General features: G+C 61.7%; 21 protein-coding genes and 1 tRNA gene. 11 read left to right on the top strand and 11 right to left on the bottom strand.

The genetic code is table 11. From position 1 onward, the window contains the following. Positions 1-91: 91 nt before the first annotated feature. Entirely contained in the window at positions 92-640 is a 549-nt protein-coding gene (locus NWI_RS00475) for a L,D-transpeptidase family protein (protein WP_148203738.1), read from the bottom strand. 240 nt (positions 641-880) lie between these two features. Between NWI_RS00475 and NWI_RS00470 the strand changes: the two genes are divergently transcribed. Further along, a complete protein-coding gene (locus NWI_RS00470) occupies positions 881-1,567 on the top strand; it encodes a response regulator transcription factor (RefSeq protein ID WP_011313424.1) in 687 nt (228 codons plus the stop codon). Between the two features lie 256 nt (positions 1,568-1,823). Then, a complete protein-coding gene (locus NWI_RS00465; protein ID WP_041344626.1) occupies positions 1,824-2,273 on the top strand; it encodes a cyclic nucleotide-binding domain-containing protein in 450 nt (149 codons plus the stop codon). A 103-nt stretch (positions 2,274-2,376) separates the two neighbouring features. Here the strand turns inward: NWI_RS00465 and NWI_RS00460 are convergent, their stop codons facing one another. From NWI_RS00460 to NWI_RS00445, 4 genes are all read right to left on the bottom strand, one after another. Then, positions 2,377-3,192: an exodeoxyribonuclease III gene (locus NWI_RS00460; RefSeq protein ID WP_041344625.1), complete on the bottom strand. Its 816-nt coding sequence runs from the start codon at positions 3,190-3,192 to the stop codon at positions 2,377-2,379. Between the two features lie 103 nt (positions 3,193-3,295). Beyond that, positions 3,296-4,072 carry an outer membrane lipoprotein carrier protein LolA gene (locus NWI_RS00455; RefSeq protein WP_011313421.1) on the bottom strand — a complete coding sequence of 259 codons (777 nt, stop codon included), beginning with the start codon at positions 4,070-4,072 and terminating at the stop codon, positions 3,296-3,298. A gap of 335 nt (positions 4,073-4,407) precedes the next feature. Next, positions 4,408-6,909, bottom strand: a complete 2,502-nt coding sequence (locus tag NWI_RS00450) for a DNA translocase FtsK (protein ID WP_011313420.1) — start codon at positions 6,907-6,909, stop codon at positions 4,408-4,410. Between the two features lie 12 nt (positions 6,910-6,921). Then, complete coding sequence (locus tag NWI_RS00445; RefSeq protein WP_011313419.1) at positions 6,922-8,193, bottom strand: aminotransferase class I/II-fold pyridoxal phosphate-dependent enzyme; 1,272 nt, start codon at positions 8,191-8,193, stop codon at positions 6,922-6,924. A gap of 269 nt (positions 8,194-8,462) precedes the next feature. On the opposite strand from NWI_RS00445, the gene NWI_RS00440 reads away from it, so the two are divergent. Both NWI_RS00440 and NWI_RS17800 read left to right on the top strand, forming a co-directional pair. After that, a complete protein-coding gene (locus tag NWI_RS00440; protein ID WP_011313418.1) occupies positions 8,463-9,434 on the top strand; it encodes an IS1595-like element ISNwi1 family transposase in 972 nt (323 codons plus the stop codon). 153 nt (positions 9,435-9,587) lie between these two features. After that, positions 9,588-9,725 carry a hypothetical protein gene (locus tag NWI_RS17800; RefSeq protein ID WP_187147999.1) on the top strand — a complete coding sequence of 46 codons (138 nt, stop codon included), beginning with the start codon at positions 9,588-9,590 and terminating at the stop codon, positions 9,723-9,725. Between the two features lie 105 nt (positions 9,726-9,830). Here NWI_RS17800 and NWI_RS17795 read toward each other — a convergent pair whose 3' ends face one another. Further along, positions 9,831-9,986: a hypothetical protein gene (locus NWI_RS17795; RefSeq protein ID WP_187147998.1), complete on the bottom strand. Its 156-nt coding sequence runs from the start codon at positions 9,984-9,986 to the stop codon at positions 9,831-9,833. On the opposite strand from NWI_RS17795, the gene NWI_RS00435 reads away from it, so the two are divergent. Beyond that, positions 9,985-10,551, top strand: a complete 567-nt coding sequence (locus NWI_RS00435) for a hypothetical protein (protein ID WP_041344624.1) — start codon at positions 9,985-9,987, stop codon at positions 10,549-10,551. The genes NWI_RS17795 and NWI_RS00435 overlap by 2 nt on opposite strands. 410 nt (positions 10,552-10,961) lie before the next feature. Further along, complete coding sequence (locus tag NWI_RS00430; protein WP_187147997.1) at positions 10,962-11,372, top strand: hypothetical protein; 411 nt, start codon at positions 10,962-10,964, stop codon at positions 11,370-11,372. 372 nt (positions 11,373-11,744) lie between these two features. Here the strand turns inward: NWI_RS00430 and NWI_RS00425 are convergent, their stop codons facing one another. Next, positions 11,745-12,965, bottom strand: coding sequence for a ubiquinone biosynthesis hydroxylase (locus tag NWI_RS00425; protein ID WP_011313416.1), 1,221 nt, complete (start codon positions 12,963-12,965; stop codon positions 11,745-11,747). Positions 12,966-13,134: 169 nt separating this feature from the next. On the opposite strand from NWI_RS00425, the gene tesB reads away from it, so the two are divergent. After that, a complete protein-coding gene (gene tesB / locus NWI_RS00420) occupies positions 13,135-14,037 on the top strand; it encodes an acyl-CoA thioesterase II (protein WP_011313415.1) in 903 nt (300 codons plus the stop codon). A gap of 95 nt (positions 14,038-14,132) precedes the next feature. Here the strand turns inward: tesB and NWI_RS00415 are convergent, their stop codons facing one another. Beyond that, positions 14,133-15,017 (bottom strand): DUF4339 domain-containing protein, encoded by an 885-nt coding sequence (locus tag NWI_RS00415; protein WP_011313414.1) that lies wholly within the window; start codon positions 15,015-15,017, stop codon positions 14,133-14,135. A 43-nt stretch (positions 15,018-15,060) separates the two neighbouring features. Between NWI_RS00415 and NWI_RS17790 the strand changes: the two genes are divergently transcribed. Beyond that, positions 15,061-15,231: a hypothetical protein gene (locus tag NWI_RS17790; protein ID WP_187147996.1), complete on the top strand. Its 171-nt coding sequence runs from the start codon at positions 15,061-15,063 to the stop codon at positions 15,229-15,231. Positions 15,232-15,243: 12 nt separating this feature from the next. Further along, complete coding sequence (locus NWI_RS00405) at positions 15,244-15,582, top strand: P-II family nitrogen regulator (RefSeq protein ID WP_011313413.1); 339 nt, start codon at positions 15,244-15,246, stop codon at positions 15,580-15,582. 60 nt (positions 15,583-15,642) lie between these two features. On the opposite strand, the gene NWI_RS00400 is transcribed toward NWI_RS00405, so the two are convergent. From NWI_RS00400 to NWI_RS00390, 3 genes are all read right to left on the bottom strand, one after another. Further along, positions 15,643-15,843 carry a Trm112 family protein gene (locus NWI_RS00400; protein ID WP_011313412.1) on the bottom strand — a complete coding sequence of 67 codons (201 nt, stop codon included), beginning with the start codon at positions 15,841-15,843 and terminating at the stop codon, positions 15,643-15,645. A 39-nt stretch (positions 15,844-15,882) separates the two neighbouring features. Continuing rightward, positions 15,883-16,557 carry an LON peptidase substrate-binding domain-containing protein gene (locus NWI_RS00395; protein ID WP_011313411.1) on the bottom strand — a complete coding sequence of 225 codons (675 nt, stop codon included), beginning with the start codon at positions 16,555-16,557 and terminating at the stop codon, positions 15,883-15,885. 143 nt (positions 16,558-16,700) lie between these two features. Continuing rightward, a complete protein-coding gene (locus tag NWI_RS00390) occupies positions 16,701-17,636 on the bottom strand; it encodes a thioredoxin family protein (protein ID WP_041345258.1) in 936 nt (311 codons plus the stop codon). Positions 17,637-17,999: 363 nt separating this feature from the next. On the opposite strand from NWI_RS00390, the gene NWI_RS00385 reads away from it, so the two are divergent. Together NWI_RS00385 and NWI_RS00380 are read left to right on the top strand one after the other, a co-directional pair. Continuing rightward, positions 18,000-18,074: transfer RNA gene (locus NWI_RS00385), tRNA-Gly, on the top strand. Positions 18,075-18,626: 552 nt separating this feature from the next. Continuing rightward, complete coding sequence (locus NWI_RS00380) at positions 18,627-20,330, top strand: PAS domain-containing protein (RefSeq protein WP_011313409.1); 1,704 nt, start codon at positions 18,627-18,629, stop codon at positions 20,328-20,330. Positions 20,331-20,349 lie beyond the last annotated feature (19 nt).

Here is a 20,349-nt window from a genome sequence, read left to right as displayed (position 1 = left end):
ATTCCGGCCATCCCCGCCTTGACGGCGAGGCGCGGACTCCATCGATCACGTTCTCGGTCAAACCCTCTCGATACAACGGCGCGGTCTCCCCCTACCCGATTACGATTTTCGTACATGGGCCTATCCGCCGCAACAGCCGCAGCATGGCGGGGCGCGTCATCGCCACGCATCCGGCGGTCGGGCCAAAGTTGTCGCGCGCCAGATGCAGGAATACGGCGCTGCCGCGCCCCGCGACGCGGGGGCGGGTGTTGTGATCGATCTCGATGATGAAGTCATAGAGATGATCGTCGCGCGACAGCCGGTCGCCGGTCGCATGGGGCGTCAGCCGGATCGGTCGGTTGTAGCGCCGGTCGGCGGGGTCCTCGCACCAGCCATCCATGGGCGTGATGGCGCGGACCGGCAGAAACGTCCGTGGCCGCGGGTGCCGGTCGGGCCGCCACCATAACCGGACGGGCCGGAAAATGCCTTTCGGGGTGCCGCCGTCGCCCTCGCGCTTGTTGGCCCGAATGCCGCCGCGGCCGAGCGCCACCGCGATCGCCCGCCCCTCGGCGATCAGCCAGCCTCGCTGCGGTCGCCCGGCGGCCGCCCGGATGCGGATCGCCGCGAGCGGCCGATCGCAGGAATTTGTGGTACAAGGCATTGAAGAGTATGAGCTTTGCATGGAATGGAGGAAGTTCCGCGCACTCTCTCAGCCCGAAACCCGACCCGGTACGCTTGATGGACAGGGATTCATCCAAATTCGCCTTAGTCTGGGGTAGACTCACGTTTCGATGATGAATCGCCGCAAGTTCATGTGCCCGGACGAATCGGGACTTAAACCACCTGATGAAGGTCGCTGGCGCGCCCGCCGGGCGTTTCAGCCGCCAGGAGGATTGCATAGATGGCCAACGCCCGCAAAATCCTGATCGTGGACGACGATAACGACCTGCGCGATACGCTGGTCGAGCAACTGTCGCTGCATGAGGAATTCGAGGCGTCCGCCGTGGATACCGGCGCGAAGGGCGCCAGCGCCGCCAGATCCTGTTCGCCCGACCTCGTGCTGATGGACGTCGGCCTGCCGGATACGGACGGGCGCGAAGTGGTGCGCAGCCTGCGCAAGGGCGGCTTCAAGGCTCCGATCATCATGCTCACCGGTCACGACACCGATTCGGACACCATTCTGGGTCTTGAGTCCGGCGCCAACGACTATATCGCCAAGCCGTTCCGGTTCGCGGTCCTGCTGGCGCGCATCCGCGCGCAGTTGCGCCAGCACGAGGCCAGCGAGGACGCGGTGTTCTCGGTCGGACCCTACAGTTTCCGCCCCGGCGCCAAGATGCTGACGACCGGCAATGGCAAGAAGGTGCGGCTGACCGAGAAAGAGACGGCGATTTTGCGCTTCCTGTACCGGGCAGGCCAGATGTCGGTGTCGCGCGACACCCTGTTGCAGGAGGTCTGGGGATACAACTCCGGCGTCACCACCCACACCCTGGAAACCCACATCTACCGGTTGCGTCAGAAGATCGAGAAAGACGCCGCCAATCCGGAAATTCTGGTCACGGAGGCCGGCGGCTACAAGCTGGTGCCCTGAATTTCATAGCGTTTCCAAGCGAAGTGGGTACCGGTTCGCGTGAAGAAAACGCGTTAAATCAAGGTTATAGAGCCTCGCTTCTGATTCCGTCGGAAGCGAAAAGGTTCTAGCGTTTTCGAGCGAAGCATGTCTTCGGGCCGAACCCGAAGAGGGATGCCGGTTCGCGGAAAGAAAACGCGACAGGTTGACGACTCATGTCGGCTCCCGTCAAAACAGCATCTGGATGATCCGGGATGGATCATCGAACCGGTTTTGCATGTCGATCGACGATGACGTTGTCCTGCTCGAGCGCGTCCCGACCCTGCGCCTGCTGGGCGCGGAGGCCCTGCGCGTGCTTGCCATCGGCGCCGAGCAGCAGCAGTTCGCCAGCGGGTCGATCCTGTTCCGCGCCGGTGACGAGGCGGACGGCGGGTATGTGGTTCAGGAAGGCGGCTTCCGCATCCACGTCCCGAACGGCCGCGATCGGAAAGTTGTCGCCGAGCGCGGCACGCTGATCGGCGAACTGGCCCTGATCGTGCCGATATCACGGCCGGCCACCGCGATCGCGCGTGAATACTCGATGGTCATCCGCATTCCGCGCACCCTGTTTCTGCGCGTGCTCGACAGCTATCCCGCCGCCGCCCAGCGCCTTCGCGATGAATTCGCCAATCGCACCCGGCAAACGACCAGCGACATCCTGATGGCGTCGGCGAAGCTGAGCAGCTGATCATCGCGTTTTTCAGAGCCTCGCTTCCGATTTCGTCGGAAGCGAAAAGACTATAGCGGCGTTGCCGTCACACGGGTTGCTCACCCCACCGCGGCAAAGGTGCTCACACCTCGATCACCGCTGTCACCGGGACATGATCGGATGGACGCTCCCAGCCGCGGGCGTCGCGAGTGATGCGGAAGTCGCGGATTCCGTCGCGCAGCGCCTCCGAGACCCAGATATGATCGAGCCTGCGGCCGCGATTGGCGGCGACCCAGTCGGCGGCGCGATAGCTCCACCACGTATAGACTTTCTCCGACATCGGGATCCGCGCGCGCGCGATGTCGACCCAGTTGCCGCGATCCTGCACGCCGAGCAGCTTTTCGCATTCGATGGGTGTGTGCGAGACGATCTTGAGGAGCTGTTTGTGCGACCAGACGTCGTTCTCATGCGGAGCGACGTTGAGATCGCCGACCAGCACATGCCGGTCGCCGTTGTCCGGATGCAGCGGCGCGCAGCCTTTCATCTCGTCGAGAAACTGCAGCTTGTGGGCGAACTTCGGATTGAGCGCGGGATCGGGAATGTCGCCGCCCGCGGGCACGTAGAAGTTATGCAGCACCAGCGGCGCGGCGAGACCCGCCTCGCCGCCGAGGATCACGCTGACGTGGCGGGAGTCGATCTTGTCGCAGAATGTGCGGATGTTGCTGGCGTCGAAAGGCAGCTTCGAGACCACCGCCACCCCGTGATATCCCTTCTGGCCGTTGAGCGCGATGTGCTCATAGCCGAGCCGGTGAAAGCGTTTCAGCGGAAACGCGTCATCGGGGCATTTGGTCTCCTGCAGGCACAGAACGTCCGGCCGCTGCGCTTTCAGAAACCTGGCGACCAGATCGATGCGCAGCCGCACCGAGTTGATATTCCAGGTGGTCAAGGTGAGGTGCATGGGGTGCTTGGTACGGTCGATGGTTCTTACCTTCACCCGCCCTCGCGGATGCTCGGGCACCCTCTCCCACAAGGCGAGAGGGAAAGGAAGAGGACTTCAGCGCTCAATTGTTGGTCGATGCCGGATGCATGGTGCCGTTGATTCTGAACAGCGCGGGATCGAGCTTCGCCGTCGGGTTCAGATTGTAGATCGCCACCGTGGTGTCGTAACCTTGCGGATCGGTGATGGTCCACTGCTTGAGCTTGCCGTCCTTGACGCCGACCATGAACATGAGGCGGGAGGTGCCGACCAGCGCCTGCTTCTCCTCGATGATGACGCTGATGTAGAGATCGTCCGACGTCACGGCGACGACGTTGGTGTCTCTCATCAGGTCGATCCGGTCCGACAACAGATAGCGCAGCGGCGTTTGCGACAGCGGGTACACATCCTGCGTCGCTAGCCTGGTGTCGCGAATGACGAGCGACGAGCCGTCGGAGATCATCGCGATCGGCGACGGAGGATCGTATTCGAACCGTACCTTGCCCGGTTTCTGGATGTAGAATTCGCCGGTCGAGCGGCTGCCGTCAGGACCTACCTGCACGAACTTTCCGGCAAGCGTCCGCAGCGACGACAGGTAGCTGCTGACCCGGGCCGCCGCCGCCTTCTGATTCGCGTCGAAAGTCGCGAAAATACTGGCCGGTACGTTGCGGCGGGGGTCGGGAATGATCGGGTCGGGCGGCCGCGTGGTTCCCGTGACCTCAAGCTTGCCGGCCTGAGCCAGCAGAATCGCGGGCTCCGCGGCGCGAAGAACCTCGGGCGCCGGTTGCGGGATCGGCACGGTTTCGGCGAGGGCGGGCGGAACAAAAAGGCTCGCGGTCAGCGCCGCGGCGAGTCCGGCCATGACGAAGCGCGCACGGACGCGGATCGGGCGGCTGGCGGCGGGATGTGTCACGTCTCTGCTCAATGTTTCGTCCTGTCCGCCCGAGGTGTGCTTTCTAGAGCCTTTCCGCTTCTGATTGAATCAGAAGCGGGGCACTCAGATATTGTTCTGAAGCGCTTTCTTCACGCGAACCGGACTCCATCCTTAGGGCTCAAGCCCGGGGACATGCTTCGCTCGAAAACGCTCTAGTGGTCCGATTCTAACATTCACATCCGCGACGCGCGGTCGAATGGGTCTCGCGCAGCGCTGTGGCGATTTCGCGACTCCGAAAAACCTGATCATCGTGATCGTCATGATCAGAATTGGCCTTCTTCTTCCTCGATCAGGATTTCGCGCTTTCCTGCGTGATTGGCCTGCCCGACGATGCCTTCGAGTTCCATGCGCTCCATCAGCGAAGCGGCGCGATTGTAGCCGATCTGGAGACGGCGCTGAATGTAGCTGGTCGAGGCCTTGCGGTCGCGCTTCACGATCGCGACCGCCTGCGCGAACAGATCGCCGCCGCCGTCGCTGCCCATGCTCGTGCCGTCGAACACCGCGCCATCCTCGCCCTCGGCGGGTTCTTCAGCCGTGACCGCCTCGAGATACTCGGGCGCGCCCTGCGTCTTGAGGTGGCGGACCACCTTCTCGACTTCTTCATCCGACGCAAACGGCCCGTGCACGCGCGAGATGCGACCACCGCCCGCCATGTAGAGCATGTCGCCCTGGCCGAGCAATTGCTCGGCGCCCATTTCGCCGAGAATGGTGCGGCTGTCGATCTTCGACGTCACCTGGAAGGCGATGCGGGTCGGGAAGTTGGCCTTGATGGTGCCGGTGATGACGTCGACCGACGGGCGCTGGGTCGCGAGAATAACATGAAGGCCGGCGGCGCGCGCCATCTGCGCAAGTCGCTGGACCGCGCCCTCGATATCCTTGCCAGCGACCATCATCAGGTCGGCCATTTCATCCACGATGATGACGATGAAGGGCAGCGGCTCGAATTCCAGCTTCTCTTCCTCGTAGATCGCCTTGCCGGTTTCCTTGTCGAAGCCGGTATGCACCGTGCGGGTCAGTTCCTCGCCCTTGGCCTTGGCGTCGACGAGACGGGTATTGTAGCCGTCGATGTTGCGCACGCCGAGCTTGGCCATCTTCTTGTAGCGCTCTTCCATCTCGCGCACGGCCCATTTCAGCGCGACCACCGCCTTCTTCGGGTCGGTGACGACCGGCGTCAGCAGATGCGGGATGCCGTCATAGACCGAGAGTTCGAGCATCTTCGGATCGACCATGATGAGACGGCACTGATCGGGCCGCAGCCGGTACAGCAGGCTGAGAATCATGGTGTTGATCGCGACCGATTTGCCGGAACCGGTGGTGCCGGCGATCAGCATGTGCGGGGTGCGCGCGAGATCGATGATGACGGGGTCGCCGCCGATGGTCTTGCCGAGGCAGAGCGGCAGCTTGGCGACCGACTCGGTCGCCTCCCTGGCAGTGAGCAGCTCCCGCAGGTACACCTTCTCGCGATGCGCGTTCGGCAGTTCGATGCCGATGGCGTTGCGGCCGGGAACGACGGCGACGCGCGCGGACAGCGCGCTCATCGAGCGGGCGATATCGTCGGCGAGGCCGATGACGCGCGCCGACTTGATGCCGGGCGCGGGCTCCAGTTCATACAGCGTCACCACCGGTCCGGGATTGGCTTTCACGATCTCGCCGCGCACGCCGAAGTCGCCAAGCACGCCTTCCAGCGCCCGGGAATTCGCTTCCAGCTCGGACTTGCTGAGCGGCTGGCGGTCGGAGGCGCGCGGCGCGCTCAGAACGTTGACAGAGGGCAGCTCGAACTTGCCGGCCTTCTTCGCGGGCTGGCGGGGAGCGGCCTTCCGGCGCGGCGCGGCGACAACCGGCGGCGCATCGTTGTCCTCCTCGTCTTCCGCTTCGTCCTCCGGATCGTCGTCAGGCTCGTCATCGATGTCGTCGTCATGGCCCGCGCGACCCGGCGCCAGGGAGGGAGCGACGGGTCCGCCGCCGAGAACGGGCTCCTGACGCTCGAACGCCAGCGCACCGGAATTCCGTGGCGCGCTCGACACCAGCGACTTGTAGGCGAGCGCAAGCAGCGCGCCGATCTTCAGGCGCTTGAGCCGCGCCTTCGCGCTCATCAGCGCGTGAACCGCCCAGCCCAGCGAGACCGAGGCGTGGTCGTCGCCCTCATCGAAAGGCGCGTCGTCCTCGATTTCGGGCAATTCTTCGGCCGGCCGCGATCGTATGCCGCTGGCCCATAGGAACGTCGCCGCCATGACCAGAAGCATGATCGCGCCGAGCAGGATGCTTTGCAGCACGCCCGCCGGGCCGAACAGGATCGCGGGCGCCCGCACCAGCGCGTCGCCGACCACGCCACCGAGACCGGTGGGCAGCGGCCAGGCGCCGTTATGAGGCCAGCAACTGGCGAAGCCGGCGGCGGATGTGGTGCAGAGAATCCAGCAGGCGAGACGCGAAGCCTCGCGGTCGAACGGGCGATGGGTCAGCATCCGCCATCCCCAGATCGCCACCGGCAGGATCAGCATGATCGCGCCGAGACCGAGAAGCTGCATCAGAAGATCCGCGCCGATCGCGCCGGGATAGCCGAGGACGTTGTGGATCGGGCGCGAGGTGGCGTGGCTCAGGCTCGGGTCCTGCACCGACCACGTCATCAGCGCGGCTGCGGCCGCGCCCGACAATCCGATCAGGCCGAGCCCGGTCAGTTCGCGCAGGCGACGGGCGAGCGGCTCGCGGATCGACGGCGGTATCTGATCGACGATGGGAAGAAGACGTTCGATCGCTGCCATGCTCATGGTGCCCCGCGACTAACCGAGTGTTTTCACCAGCCGACGCAACGCCTCGGCCGTGGTTTCGATGTCCGCCACCAGCGCCAGGCGGATATAGCCCGCGCCGGGATTGCCGCCGTCACCTTGCGGACGCGCCAGATAGCTTCCGGGCACGACGCGGAGGCCGGCCTCCCTGTAAAGCCTGATCGTCGCGGCCTCGTCGCCGCCATATGCGGAGACATCCAGCCAGAGGCAGAAGCCGCCGGCGGGCCTCGCATAACCGAAACGGGTCCCGATGATCCCGTCGGCGAGATCGAACTTGAGCCGGTAGAGCCTTCGGTTCTCCTCCACATGCGCCTCGTCGCCATAGGCCGCCGCGCCGACATGCTGCAGCGGCGCCGGCACCTGCGGCGCGGCGACGTTGCGCAGTTCATGGAACGCGGTGAGGAAATTCCGGTCTCCGGCGACGAAGCCCACGCGCAGCCCCGGCAGGTTCGAGCGTTTGGAGAGCGACTGGAACGCGACCACGTGGGCGAAGTCCGGCCCCGCGCATTCCAGCGCGCTGCCGGGCGGACTTTGCGTGTAGATCTCCGAGTAGCATTCGTCCGAGAACACCAGGAAGCCGTGACGGCGCGCCAGCGCGATCAGGCGCGAGAGGTAATCGCGCGAGGCCACCGCGCCTTGCGGATTGGCGGGCGAGGCGAGATAGATCGCGACCGTCCGCGCCAGCGTGGCGTCATCGAGAGAATCGAGGTCGGGCAGGAAGCCGTTGGCGCGCGTGGCCGGCAGGAAAATGGCTTCGCAATTGGCGGCGCGCGCGCCCGCGCCATAGGCCGGGTAGAAAGGATTCGGCATCAGGATGGCCGGCGCGCCCTTGCGCGGCGCGACGTAGCGCGCGGCGGCGATCGCGGCGTAAAACAGCCCCTCGCGGCTGCCGTTCAGCGCCAGGATCTCGGCATCGGGATCGATCGCGCGCGGCAGCGCGAAGCGCCGCGACAGCCATTCGGCGGCGGCGCGGCGGAACGGCTCGATCCCCCGCGCCATCGGGTATCGCCTGAACTCGTCGATATGCCGGGACAGGATCGGGCCGACGAAATCGGGCGGCGGGTCCTGCGGCTCGCCCAGCGACAGGTTGATCAGGGATTGTTCCGGCTGGTAGGGCGCAAGCAGCTCCGCCGTCCGCGCGAATGGCGACCGCTCGCTTGCAGCCGTCAGCGCGGCCGGGCCGGCGGCGGACAGGAACGCGCCGGCGTCGAGCTGGGTCGGGCTGGCGTCGCCTTGCGCCGCGCGCGATGAAGCGGGGGTTGCCATCGGTTAAGCATCAATACTTTCAACACGTTCGGCCGCAGGTCGAGGCCGGACGAAAGAGGGCTGAGCAACCTTAGCTGCGGCGGGGTTAAGACACGATTAACCATCGGTGAAAGAGCGTATTTTCTTGTTTTGTTCTGTTGTAACCTCGGAGAACATTTGAGCCCGTCGTATCCCAGCTTTCGCCTCCTCCATTCTAAGCTTTGCTACAGCATTATAACCTTGACAAAGCAGAGTAGCATTGGGTAGATTGCTCGTATTGGAGCAAGCCCATGACCGATCTACTAAAAAACCCTATTTTCCAAGACGAGACCAAGGCCCGCGATTGGCTTGAAGCGCGCGTTTGGGCCAACGGTCGGGTCTGCCCGCATTGCGGAAACGCCGATCAGGAAAAGATCACTAAACTTGAGGGCAAGGCGCACCGCCCCGGCGTGTACCAGTGCAACGAACCCGCCTGTCGCGAACAGTTCACCGTGACCGTGGGCACCGTTTTCGAGCGCTCCAAAATCCCGCTGACTAAGTGGCTTGCCGCGCTTTTCCTCATGACCGCTTCCAAGAAAGGCGTGAGCGCGCATCAGGTTCACCGCATGTTGGGTATTAGCTACAAATCTACTTGGTTCCTGATGCACCGCTTGCGTGAGGCAATGCGTACAGGCGGACTTGAGCCGCTTGGTGGCGAAGGCAAAATCGTTGAGGCCGATGAGACCTATTTCGGCAAAGCCGACACTCAGCGCGTCTCACCGCAGCGCAAGGGCCGTACCTTCACCAAAAATCGCAAGATTAAAAATGACCGCCCTATCGTTTCCCTTGTAGAGCGCGGCGGTAACGTTCGTTCGTTTCATGTCGCGGTTGCGGATAGTTCAACTGTGGCCTGTATTGTAAACGCGAACGTTCACAAGGAAAGCCGATTACAAACCGATGAAAGCCGCCTCTACACCAAAGTTGGCGCTGACTTCGCCGCACATGAGACCGTCAACCACGGCGCAAAAGAATATGCGCGCGGCGATGTGACGACTAACACGATTGAAAGCTACTTCTCAGTTTTCAAGCGCGGTATGCGCGGCACCTATCAGCATTGCTCCGAAAAACATCTGCACCGCTACCTCGCGGAGTTTGATTTCCGCTACAACAACCGCATCGCGTTAGGCGTAAATGATACTGACCGCGCCAACGAACTGGCTAAGGGCATCGTTGGAAAACGATTAACGTATCGACGGCCTAACTCAAAGGACGTTCAAACTTAAGGCGCTACGCTTCCTGCGCTGGAAGCGTAAACAACCCAAACCTAAGCCGAAAGCTTGTCAAATACTGGAGGACAAAATAGCCAAGCGACTCGACTCCAGCCATTCCAGACTCCTAGATTGTGGGCGTTCATGATCACAACCTCGGAGAATGGAATGGCTAACGACGCTTACGAGAGTCAGAAGGTTCAGGCACTTCAGGCAATAAATCAGACGCTTGGGCGCATTTTGATGGAAATTCAGCAGGTAAAGGAAGCCCAGCAGCGGATCGCCGCGCAGGCAGAGACCCGCTAAGAAACTCATAGAACAAATCTGCCCGCGCAACGCTCACCATTGCATCCTCGCCTATTGAGGCGAAGCGGGCAGATAGCTCGATTGCGCGCGCCCGTCGTTGCGCAGTCATTTAACCGCTTTCTTCTTCGTCGCCTTCTTCCCCTTCGGCTTTTCCTTTGCCCGATGCTGCGGCGGGCTTTTCGCGACCACATTCACGGCGCGCTCAAAGCGCTGCATCGCGTCAGGGTGAAACTCTATTTCCTTTACGGGGGTTTTTGCCATGTCCGAGCCCACTGATGCCGACATTCTGTCTATCACACTAACCGGCACCCCACTTGATAGCCCGTCAGATATAGAAACCGCAGGCGAACTATTCAAAGCGCTTGGCATAGCATCCAGTTCCTGGATGCGGCTAGAGATGCACCTGGACATGGTTCTGATGTTTTTAAACCGGCCCCATTATTCCAAGAACCTATATGAACCAGATCACCCAGTAGGCTTCAAAAGCAAAATTAAGCTGCTTAAAAGATGGTTTAACCAACACCCTGTCCTGAGTGTCTTCGCTGACGAGTTTCGATGTCTGGCTGGGCCAATACTCAGTCTAAGCCGAACTAGAAATATTTTCCTGCACTCTATCCTTGCTAGCTTTGACCCAAAGACAAAGAAGGGGGTTTGGCGCTCCATCAAAGCCGAATCACAGGATACCTATAAGGCCAGCATGCATATCGGCAGTGTTGGGATGTTGATCAGCTTCGCGGATGAGACAAATAAGAAACACTTTGAACTCGCCAGAGTCACAAAGAAAATCATGACTCCCGATGTGCTCGCACAGCTTCGAACACCTTGACCGCGCAATCAGCGTCTAAGTCGTCGCAGTCTTCGTGCTGATGGGCGTTGATGATTCGAGACACCTCATCCAAGCAAGCTGGCGTCATGCCCGCTGGGAGCACAACACCACGATAGGAAACATCGGGCGCGCCATCCCCTTGCGGGGCGGCTTTACTACTAATCATGGTATCTGCTTTGTCAAGGTTATAATGCTCCTTTGCTACCTATTGTAGGAATACAAACCTATAACACAGGATCTAAACTACTACCGCGCGCGTAGCACAGATCGTGCCAACTTTTTATTGGAATCCGATTAATGATTCGTTATGGTTAACGGATTCCCGTTGGCTTCTCTAATTCAAATATGGTTGAAGACTTGAAATCAGTCGGCGACTCACCTAAATCCGTCCCATGAGCAAATTTAGAGACATGCTTCTGGAGGAAAGAGAGGCCCTGCTCAAAGTTTATCGTCCGCTAGAAACCGACATCAAAGCGATGCGCTTCGAAATGTACGAGAAACAGCAACGCCTCGCCGAGCTGGCGAGCGATATCGAGAAAATCAATCTCGCCCTCAAAGCGGTGGAGGACGCAGACAAGCGGCCTCAGATCACCATCATGGAAGCAGTGGTTGAAGTCCTTAAGGATCGGCCGGAAGGCCTGACGGCACTTGAAATTCTAGCGGAGATAAACACGAGATACTTCGGCGACCGGATCATTCGGTCCAGTTTGTCGCCTCAACTATCTAGGCTGAAAGATCGCGATCATAAGATCGGTCTGAGAGGAAAGAAGTGGTTCCTGCTGCCCCAGCAACCTTCGCTGTTTGTTGAGAGGCGCGACTAAAAGTTTAGGCCCCGAATGGTTCGGGGCCTGCACCTTGCAAAGGGTCGCTTCCAACGAGCGTCAGCGTTGGGGAAAGGAAAAGCCACTATGTCGCCAGACATAGTAGAGGGCGACGCGAGTTCGGCGCGCACGGTGATGGGAAACGATCCCGCCACCGTGGTGATGGCTTCGGCGTTCGCGCGTCGAAGTCATTTCCGAAACACCTCATTACCGAAGGGGCGCGAAAGCGCCCCTTCACCTCGTACTTAGAGGCTTATAATAATAAGTCAACTGAATCGATTGTGATTCCAAGATGTTAGACGCGACTCTCGAAAACCATAAAGACCAAGCGCTTACAGGACTTTATCGCTCAAGTACGCCGCTCTCACCACCCTACAACACCTCGCCCTTCAACAGCCGCGGCACCTCGCCGGTCAGTCCGGCCGCCTGGCGAATGAAGGCGTTCTTCAAAGGCGGCATTCGGTCGACCAGACCGAGCCCGATGTCGCGCACGCCGCGCAACAGCGTCGATTCGTTGGAGAACAGCACGTTAAGCGTGTTGGTGGCCAAGCCCATCGCCATGGTGTCGAAGCGCCGCCAGCGCTGATAGCGCTCCAGCACGTCCGCCTGCCCCGGATCGATGCCGAGCCTGACGGCATCGACCACGACCTCGGCAAGCGCCGCGACATCCTTCAGTCCGAGGTTGAGACCCTGTCCCGCGATCGGATGGATCACATGCGCCGCGTCGCCCACCAGCGCCAGCCGCTCCGCGATGAATGAACGCGCGACGAAATACTGAAGCGGAAACGCGCGCGGCTTGTCGAGCGCCCTGACCTCGCCGAGGTGAAGGCCGAAGCGCTGCTCCAGCTCGGCGTGAAATTCTTCTTCCGCAAGCGCGACGATGCGCGCGGCGTCCGCCCGCTTCTCGGTCCACACCAGCGACGAGCGCCTGCCCGTCAGCGGCAGGATCGCGAACGGCCCGGCGGGAAGAAAATGCTCTTCGGCGCGGCCCTGATGATCGCGCTCATGGCCGACGGTGACGACGATGCCGGACTGATCATATTCCCAGCCGTGGGTGGCGATCCCGGCGCGCTCGCGCAGCTTCGAGCGTGCGCCGTCGGCCGCGACCAGAAGGCTCGCCTCGATCGTGGAGCCGTCGGCCAGCGAGACGGTGACGCCGCCGGGCTTCGCGTCGTTTCCCGTCACCGCCGTGGCGCGCAGGTCAACGCCCGCGGTTTCCGCGCGCGACGCCAGCGCCTCGATCAGATAGCGGTTCTCCACCATATGCGCGAACGGCTCGCCGGGCTGGACGTCGCCGGCGAAGGTCAGGAACACCGGACGGGTGGCGTCCTCAAGCTTCGAATCGGTGACCACCATGTCAAGCATCGGCTGCGCGGTCGCGGCCACTTCGTCCCAGACCCCGAGCGCCTCGAACAGGCGGCGGCACGCCGCCACGATGGCGGTGGCGCGCGGATCGCGGCTCGGCCGGTTCGCCAGCATCGGATCGGCGACCACGATCGGAATTTCGTTGCCGAGCCCCTGGCGCAGCGCCAGCGCCAGCGCCAGACCGGCAAATGCGCCGCCGCAGATGACAATGCTCTGTCGTGTCGTCATGGTACCTACGCCTTGCTCCTGTGCCACTACAGTATAGTCGGGCTAAACGGGTTTCCAAACGTTGCTTCCTTAGCAACCGCCTGGACCGTATCGTCGTTTCAGGCGCTTGGAAGCCGCGAACCCGGACTAACGATATGACAACGCATCAGTTCACGTTGAAAGCGCCCCGATGTCCGAAAGCCTGACCGATCTGATCTCGATCCTCGATCTGGAGCCGATCGAGGAAAACCTGTTTCGCGGCGGCAGCCCGAAGACCGGCTGGCAGCGGGTGTTCGGCGGGCAGGTGATCGGGCAGGCGATGGCGGCGGCCTGCCGCACCGTGGAAGGCCGCCTGCCGCACTCGCTGCATTGCTATTTCATCCTGCCGGGCGACCCCGCCGTTCCGATCATCTATCAGGTGGAGCGGCTGCGCGACGGCAGGAGCTATTCGACGCGGCGCGTCACCGCGATCCAGCACGGCCGCGCCATCTTCTCGATCATGGTCTCGTTCCATGTGGACGAGGAGGGCGCCTTCAATCATCAGGAGAAGATGCCGGACGTGCCGCCGCCCGAGCAGCTTTCGCCGGAGGAATTCGCCAAGCAGCCGACGTTCAAGGAGATGCCGGAGTTCATCCGCCGTTACTATGAATCGGACCGGCCGATCGAACTGCGCCCGGTCGAGCTCAACCGCTACTTCGGCGAGCGGATCGAGGACGGCCGCGTCCATGTCTGGATCCGCACCGCGTCGAACCTGCCCGACGACCCGGCGCTGCACATGTGCGCGCTGGCCTATGCGTCGGATTTCGCGCTGCTGGATGCGGTGATGGCGCGCTACGGCCGCACCCTGTTCGACAAGCACATGTTGGCGGCCTCGCTCGATCACGCCATGTGGTTTCACCGCCCGTTTCGCGCCGACGAATGGCTGCTCTATGCGCAGGATTCGCCGAGCGCGCAGAGCGGACGTGGCCTCGCGCGCGGCCTGATCTTTAGGCAGGACGGCACGCTGATCGCTTCGGTGGCGCAGGAAGGCTCGGTGCGTGAGCGGAGCTCGAGCATTTTCGCTTCTGATGGAATCAGAAGCGAGGCTTCATAACGTTGATTTAACGCGTTTTCTTCACGCGAACCGGTTTCCATCCTCGGGTCTAGCCCGAGGACATGCTTCGCTTGAAAACGCTATTGTAATCCGCATCATGCCGTCCGCGGCGCCAGCGCGACCTGCGAGACGTACCAGCGCGCGATCCAGCCCAGCACCCACGGGATCGGGATGATCAGGATGCAGCCGATCGCAACCACCACCGTTCGCCACAACACTTCAAGGCCGCTGGCGTTGAAGATGATCTCGCGCCGGGTGCCGTCGATGTTGCGGAACATCCAGCGCGTCATCGCCGTGGTGACCCATGCCCAGCCGATGATGGTGATGAAGGAGAGGTTGAGCAGCACGAACCAGCCGATGTAATGCAACGCCTCGCCCCGGAATGAAAGGCGAAGCGGCTGCCCGTTGGCGCTGATGTTCGCCACGACCCATTTGATCGTCATCCACGACAGCCAGGCCTGCACCGGAATCAGAATGATCCCGATATAGGGTATGTCGGTCAGGCCGGAGTAGGCGCACAGCGCGAGCAGCACGAACACCCACCAGATGTCCGTCGGCTGGCCCGTAAAGCTCAGGTTGGGACGCTGCGGCACCCGCACCCGAGAGATGAGCCATCCGTAGAAGCTGGTGGCCACCCACGGCGCCGGAAGAACCAGCAGAAAGCCGATCACGAAGATCAGGGTGCGTCCAAGCAGCCCCCAGATGTTGAGATCCACGGACAGCGGAGCGCCGATGGGTTCGGTGCCCCTGGCCAGCGGCTCGCTCTCACGCGCCGAGGCCGGCGGCATAGCCGGAGCGGCCGAACCGCCGGACAGGAGGCCCGGAATATCGCCCGCTCTCTGCCAGTCCGACATGCCCTCGGTCCAGACGCGCGTGTCGGCTCTGACCGCGCCGCGAGCGATGAAATCCCGCAACTGGTCTTGGGAATACGGACCCTGCTGAGTATTACCGGAAGCAAAAAACCACTGACGATTCGGCATGCATGCCCCTCAAATCCTACGGCCTCGCCGCCGGAAACGATGATTGGTCGGAAAGAAGACGCCGCTGGTTCATGAAAAAATCCGGCCCGTTGGCGCGGCGGCGGCCAATTCGCGCGCATGTTGTGATCTGCAAATTCGCGGTGCTCGCGACCGCGAAAGATGGCAGATTGGCCGGAACGTATCCGGTTATCACCGGATTGCCGAGCAACATTAAAGAGGCCGGACCATGAAACTCGTCGTCGCCATTATCAAACCCTTCAAGCTTGACGAGGTCCGGGAGGCGCTGACCGCGCTCGGCGTGCACGGCATGACCGTGACAGAGGTCAAGGGCTATGGACGTCAGAAAGGTCATACAGAGATCTATCGCGGCGCCGAATACGTCGTGAACTTCCTGCCCAAGCTGAGGATCGAGGTCGCGGTGGCGTCGGAACTCGCGGACAAGGCTGTCGAGGCCATCGCCGCCGCCGCACGCACCGGCCAGATCGGCGACGGCAAGCTCTTTGTGCTGCCGATCGATCACGCCCTGCGCATCCGCACCGGCGAGACCGACAGCGACGCGCTATGACGATTTGTTACGCTTGTTGTTGCGAGATAATTTTTTTGAAACGACGCGACGTGCATCGTCTCACTCGATCTTCCTTGCCTCTTCCGGCAGCATGATCGGAATGCCGTCGCGGATCGGATAGGCCAGCTTCGCCGAGCGTGAAATCAATTCCCGCCGCGCGCCGTCCAGTTCCAGCGGACCCTTGGTGACCGGGCAGACTAGAATCTCCAAAAGCTTTGGATCGGCGGTATCTTCGGGACGATCGGAGTGAGGCGGTGTCATGCGGGTCTCTTCGAGAGGTCAGGTCAGGCGCTTGCCTGTCTACTGCAATCCGGGGTCGCCGCTGGTGCGCTTCTTCGCGAGGTCCATTTCGGTGACGGCGATCAGAATTTCCGCGCGGGTTTTCAGGTCGGCCGCCTCCAGCATTGCTTGCTTCTCGGGGGGGCCGTAGGGCGACATCATCGCCAGCGCGTTGACCAGCGCCTCGTTCGGGGCGTTCTCGATGCCGTTCCAGTCCACCTTCAGATTGTTGACCTTGAGAAAATCGGTCAGCACTTCGAGCAGCCGCTTGCGGTCGACCTCGTCCTCGCCCTTGCGCGCGGTCAGATCGTCGGCGTAAGCGAAGAAATCGACCTTGCACTGGCGGTAGGGCGTCAGCACCGTCAGTTCTTCCACGACCTTGAAACGCGACACCCCGGTGAGTTCGAGGATATAGCGGCCGTCGCCGGATTCGGCGAACTGGGTGATGCGTCCGGCGCAGCCGACATGAAACAGCTCCGGCTTGTCCTCGCTCGCGGAATGGGTGAGGTCGGGCTGGATCATGCCGATCAGGCGATGGCCGTCCCGCAACGCGTCGTCGACCATTGCGAGATAGCGCATTTCGAAGATGTTGAGCGGCATTTGCCCGCGCGGCAGCAGCAGCGCGCCGGGCAGCGGAAACACCGGTATCACTTCGGGAAGGTCGGCGGGACCACGGTAATCGGCGTTGATGGGCATGGGTTGGTCCGGCGCTAGATCACGATGGTTTTGATCGAATAGTTTTGATCGATTCGATCCAGAACCATGAACGTGATCGATTGCAGTATTCTGAGACGCGGGATGAGGGCGGAAACCGCACCACACTTTTCCTCATCCCCGCTTTAGGAAAACAGAATCGTCGACAGTCGTTTGCGCCCCTCCACGGTGGCCTCGTCTGTGGCGCCCCATGCCTCGAAAAACTGCACAAGCTGCTTGCGGGCGGCATCATCGTTCCATTTGCGATCGCGCTTCACGATTTCAAGCAGGTGATCGGTGGCCTCGCTGCGTTTGCCGCCGGCGTTCAATGCCGTAGCCAGGTCGAAGCGTGCCTGATGATCGAGCGGGTCGGCCGCGACCTTCTGCTCAAGCTCGGCGATCGGTCCAAGCGAGCTCGCCTGTTCGGCAAGGTCGATCATGGCCTGAACGGTTGTCACGGCGGCGTCGCCACGCTTCGATTCCGGAACCAGCGCGAGCGTTTGCTTGGCCTTGTCGATCGCGCCGGTGCTGGCATAGCAGCGCGCCAGCCCGGCGATCGCCCGAAGATTGGCGGCGTCGATCCCGAGAGCCTCGGCATAAACCGCGGCCGCGGTGGCCGGATCGCCTGCAGCGAGCGCGGCGTCAGCCTCTTGCAGGATCTCTTCGATGTTAGGGGCGCCCGGCGCCGCCCCCGCGCCTTGCGTCAGCTTGTCGATGAAGTCCTTGACCTGGCTTTCGGGGACCGCGCCTGTGAAATAATCGACCGGCCGCCCGCCGACGAAGGCGAACACCGCCGGGATCGAATGGCTGCCGATCTGGGCCGCGAGCTGCTGAAAGATGGCGGGATGCTGATCGATATTCATCTTCGCCAGCTTGACCTTGCCGGCGGCGGCGCGCACCGCCTTTTCCAGCAGCGGGCTCAGTTGGCGGCTCGGTCCGCTCCGCGGCGCCCAGAAATCGACCAGCACCGGCTGGTGCATCGATTCCTCGACGACATCCTTCATGAAGGTCTGCGTCGTCGTCTCGTTGATCAGATCCGGCGCCTGTGGTGGCGGCCCGCCGTCGTGCTCGACTATGGTCACGTGATCCTCGCCTGATGTCCCCGGAATGAGCGGTCTGGTGCCGTTATCCGACGTTCGCCGATGCTTGGCCAGCACTCCGAGACGTAAACCCCGTCATCGGCAACTCGCTGGGATTTCGCCGAGGCGAAAGCGCCGAGACGAAGCAAAGTCTGAACCGTCACGCTAGCACGCTCCGGCCCCTAAAATGGTCCCTGTGCGGAAATTTTGCAATCGGCGGTCGGGTTCGCTCGGTCTTCGCGGCCGTCCCCGCCAGGAGACTTCGGCGGGTGACATTAATATCCCGATCTGGCTGTTGCATTCGCACGCGGCATTTGGCATAGCTCTGCCCTCCGGCGGCCCGCAATCGGCCGCCTGTTTTCGGATGCGGGTGTAGCTCAGGGGTAGAGCACGACCTTGCCAAGGTCGGGGTCGAGGGTTCGAATCCCTTCGCCCGCTCCAGATTTCAAGAGACGCCTTTCCATATCCGTCTCAATATCCGTTACCGAAAACCGGCTCGTTCCGTGGGGAGTGGGCCAGACGGAACGGATTGTCGATGCTCCGTCGGGTTCTCCAGGCACTTTCGCTTCTGATTTTATCAGAGAGGCCGGGAAGATTTTTTTGATGCCCGGCGGGCTTTCCCCACTCCGGAGCCGGCCAGTTTTCCCCCGCCCTGAATTGTTAACGCCGCCTGCGGCTGCGGCCATGATGCTGTCTTTCTTAAGGAAAACCGGGTCGCCGTCCTCGCATTCAACAAAGACGGGAAACCTCCGCCGCCGGCTTCGTTGCGGGCGAGTTGACGATAGCTATCCTATTGAAAAGACGTAATAAATGTCATGGCGACCGGCCGACAAGGCCTCCTCAGACCGGCCCCGCGACGCAGATCAGAACTCCGGCCGCGATGGTTAAAGAATTAACCTCGTTTTAACCGATTCCATTCATGATCGGTATACCAAGGTTTCGCCCGCGAGTCGGAGCCTCGGTGTTCTTGGATCTAACTCCTGGGGAGGATCAATGTTTTTCTTCAAAAAGTGGTCGATCGCAAAAGAAGATGCTGCGAAAACCGCAGCAATCAGAAAATCGCAGGCCGTCATCGAGCTCGGTCTTGATGGAACGGTCGTCACGGCTAACGAGAACTACCTCAGCATATTCGGCTACACGCTGGCGGATGTTCGCGGCCAGCACCATAGCATGTTTGTGGAGGCGGACGAGCGGTCCGGCGCCGCATATCGCGACTTCTGGGCCAGGCTGAACAAGGGTGAGACCCAATCGGCCGAATTCAAACGTATCGACAGGCACGGCGACGAGGTCTGGGTTCAGGCTTCCTACATTCCGGTGCTGGATTCGAGAGGGAATCCGAAAAAAATCATCGCGCTGGCGGCTGACATCACCGCCAAGAAGATCAAGGAGCTGGAGAACGCGGGTCAGGTCTCCGCCATCGAGCGCGCGCAGGCCGTGGTCGAATTCAACCTCGACGGCACGATCATTACCGCGAACAAGAACTTCCTCAATGTGATGGGCTACACCCTCGGTGAAATGCAGGGGAAGCATGACCGGGTATTCGTGGAGTCATCGGAGCGGGCTGGCGACGCCTATCGCGACTTCTGGGCCAGGCTCAATCTCGGTGAGCCTCAATCCGCTGAATACAAGCGGATTAATAAGGCCGGGAACGAAGTGTGGCTGCTGGCGACCTTCAACCCGATCGTGGACGAGAGCGGCAAGCCCTTCAAGGTTGTTGCGTTCGCGACCGACGTCACCAAGCAGAAGGTGAAGTCGGCTGATCTCGAAGGCCAGATCACGGCCATCGGAAAGTCGCAGGCGGTCGTCGAACTCGGCATGGATGGAAAGATCCTGACCGCGAACGACAACTTCCTGAAAACGTTCGGTTACGCGCTCCTCAAGGACATCCAGGGCAAGCACCACAACATGTTTGTGGAGGCTGCCGAGCGGACCAGCACCGCCTATCGCGACTTCTGGGCCAGGCTCGCTCGCGGCGAGGCTCAGTCGGCCGAGTACAAGCGTATCGGCAAGGACGGCAAGACCGTCTGGCTGCAGGCTTCCTACAATCCGGTTCTGGATTCGAGGGGCAAGCCTGTAAAGGTGGTTGAGATCGCGACCGACATCACGGCCAGGAAGCTCAAGGCCCTGGAGAACGAGGGTCAGCTCGCCGCTATCGAACGCGCCCAGGCGATCGCTTCGTTCAGGCCGGACGGCACCATTATCGCCGCCAACGACAAGTACCTGAAGGCGATGGGTTACACCCTCGGCGAGGTTAGCGGCAAGCATGACGGAATGTTCGTCGAGTCTTCGGAGCGTTCCGGTTCTGCCTATCGCGAGTTCTGGGGCAAGCTCAATCGCGGCGAGGCTCAGTCGGCCGAGTTCAAGCGCGTCGCCAAGGACGGCAGCGAGGTTCGGATCCGGGCTTCGTACATCCCGGTCCTCGACGCCCAGGGCAAGACGACCAAGGTTGTCCAGTACGCCATGGTGATCGAATCGGCAGCCGCCGCCAGCGAAGAAATGAGTGCTCCCATCCAGGAAGCACCCGTGTCGATGGCCAAGCAGGCCGACGAGCAGAGCTTGAGCATGAGCCGGCTGGAAAGCCGTCGCAAGAGCGTCAACGCTGGTCCGTCGCCCCTCGCTCAGTTCCTGACGAACCTTCGTGAGGGATTCAGCTCCGCGGTGGCGTCCTCGACGAGAGCTGTCGCCAACTTCTTGTGACGATCAGGTTACGTCACTC

Origin of the sequence: Nitrobacter winogradskyi Nb-255 (genome assembly GCF_000012725.1) — a bacterium.
In the GTDB taxonomy this organism is placed as follows: Bacteria; Pseudomonadota; Alphaproteobacteria; order Rhizobiales; family Xanthobacteraceae; genus Nitrobacter; species Nitrobacter winogradskyi.
The sequence above is the reverse complement of the archived record's forward strand: the minus strand, read 5'-3'. Positions and strand labels throughout refer to the sequence as shown.